This is a genomic window from Sporosarcina sp. P19 (assembly GCF_002743165.1).
Classification (GTDB): domain Bacteria; phylum Bacillota; class Bacilli; order Bacillales_A; family Planococcaceae; genus Sporosarcina; species Sporosarcina ureae.
In genome coordinates, this window is sequence record NZ_PDYR01000031.1 from 1 (window position 1) to 2,247 (window position 2,247).

The 2,247-nt window shown below is 35.4% G+C and carries 2 protein-coding genes; both read right to left on the reverse strand.

The annotated features are described in order from the left end of the window. Positions 1-306: 306 nt before the first annotated feature. Positions 307-1,413, reverse strand: a complete 1,107-nt coding sequence (locus CSV74_RS16355) for a 5-methyltetrahydropteroyltriglutamate--homocysteine S-methyltransferase (RefSeq protein WP_158231826.1) — start codon at positions 1,411-1,413, stop codon at positions 307-309. A 516-nt stretch (positions 1,414-1,929) separates the two neighbouring features. Further along, positions 1,930-2,247 (reverse strand): VOC family protein (locus CSV74_RS16360; protein WP_099692448.1); only part of this gene is annotated, 318 nt, incomplete at its 5' end.

Genomic DNA, 2,247 nt, shown 5'->3' on the forward strand with positions numbered 1-2,247 from the left:
ATTGCGAAACGACCAGGCGTTCAAAAAGGTCTTGCGGTTGAGTATCAGTCGCTTGGAGAGTAATTTTAAAAAAACATTGGATAGAAGTTTTTCTCCTTTAAAATAGAATGAAAACCTTCTATAGACCTGTCAAAGAAAACGGTATCGTAAATAGGAAGAGTGGTTTATTCATCAACAGATCGCGGTTATTGTAATCAATAGGAGCAACGATCAAATTTTATTTAAAATCTACACAAAACACACACGCTTTTCTCGTGAAAATAAAGAGCGTGTGTGTTTTGACGTAGCATGGAAAGTTCTTACGGATTACCAGATTTCATTCGACAGCTTGATAATATGCTCCATTTTACCCCATTGCTCTTCTTCTGAGAGACTGTTTCCTTCTTCTGTACTTGCAAACCCACATTGTGGTGATATTACTAAACGTTCTAATGGGAAATGTTCCGAAGCTGCTTTCACTTTTTCTTTCAACGCATGTGTATCTTCTAATTCAGGAGTTTTCGAAGTCACAACCCCTAATACAACTTGTGTATCCTCATTTTTGATGTTCGCTAACGGTTCAAAACCGCCTGAACGTTCATCGTCATATTCCAATAAATACACATCATAACCAAGCTCATCGAAATACGTAGAAACCGTTTCATACCCACTTGTATATAAATAAGCAGATTTATAGTTTCCCTTACACATATGTGTCGCCACAATCATATCTTCTGGTTTATTCTTTAATGACTCTTTAATAACCCTTACAAATAGATCGGTTGTGTCTGTTAATTTTAATCCTGTGAAATTCTCCATAATACTTGCTAGTTTTGGGTCATCCAATGCGGATAAGATACACTCATCAAACTGTAAATATCTACAACCAGCATCGTAGAAAGCTTGGATAGCGTCTTGGTATACTTTAATTAAGTCAGCTGCTAAGTCCTCTATATTTGGATATATCTCTTTTTCCTTTTCCGAAATGACTCGTTGGAAAAACATGGTTGGAGCGGGAATCGTATACTTTGCAAATTGTGATCCATCCCCATACTTTTCAACTACGTCAACTAGAAATTTTAAATCATTTACCATTTCATGATTTCCAAATGAGATTTTATCTGTTACTTTAAAGGATTCCGCCCTAGTTGTTTGTCCGACAAAATCATAACCTTTTTCAACCGCTTCAAATGAAACGCCTTCTACGCCCCAGAAAAAGTCATGCATAAACCAAGAACGTCTAAACTCACCGTCTGTAATTGCCTTTATTCCTAAATCAATTTGTTTCTTTACTAATTTTTCGATTTCTACATCTTCAACTTGCCGAAGGGCTTCTGCTGTCAATTCGTCATTTATGTAGGCTTTTCTCGCGTCTTTAATGGCGTCTGTTCTTAAAAAACTTCCAACATGATCATGTTTACCAATTTGTATCATATTCATTATCCCCTTAATAACACTGATTTTTTCTATAGTATTTATTCCGTTTGTTCAATCCACTTAAAATTCACACTTCCCAATCTACTAGACATTAGCAAGTGAGGTAGAGAACGACATCATTAATGTAGCATTATCTACATTTACTTACAAGAATAATCCAACCATTCTGAATGTAACTAAGAGTACGTATAGAATGCCTCTCTTTATTTGATTAAGAATTATGGTGTTTGGGATTTAGTGGAAAATATGGAATGAAGGAGTAACTTTTGCTTAAATAACGGGCGGAGTGGTTGTGTAAGCATTACTACGCTTCAATCGAGCCGTTGAGCTTTAAAATGGAATCCATATGGGATAGATGACACAAGTGAACAAATTCTATCGAAACAGGCATTCGCCTAAAGAGAAATGAAATGACACAACAGTAAAATAAAAGCCTAAACCTCGTTTCTCTGTTTTGTAAGTAGAGAGTTGAGGATTAGGCTTTTTTATAATTACTTTTGTATATGGAACGTTTTAGTGCTTACGCTTTACTTCAATTCTATAGCCGTCAGGGTCAGTCACAAAGAAGTAAGAAGGTGTTTCACCTGAAAGTCCTTTTAATTCACCTGTTTCATAAGAAGATGCTTTACAGATTTTATGCATTTCTTCTAAATCATTTACTGTTACGCCTAAATGACTGAAACCATTTCCTATAACATATGGTTCTGCATCATAATTATAAGTAAGTTCTATTTGTACTGAAGAACCTGGCGAATTGAGATAGATCAAATCAAATTTATTCTCAGGGAATTCTCTGCGACTGGCTACTTCAAAATCAAAAAGCTCAGTATA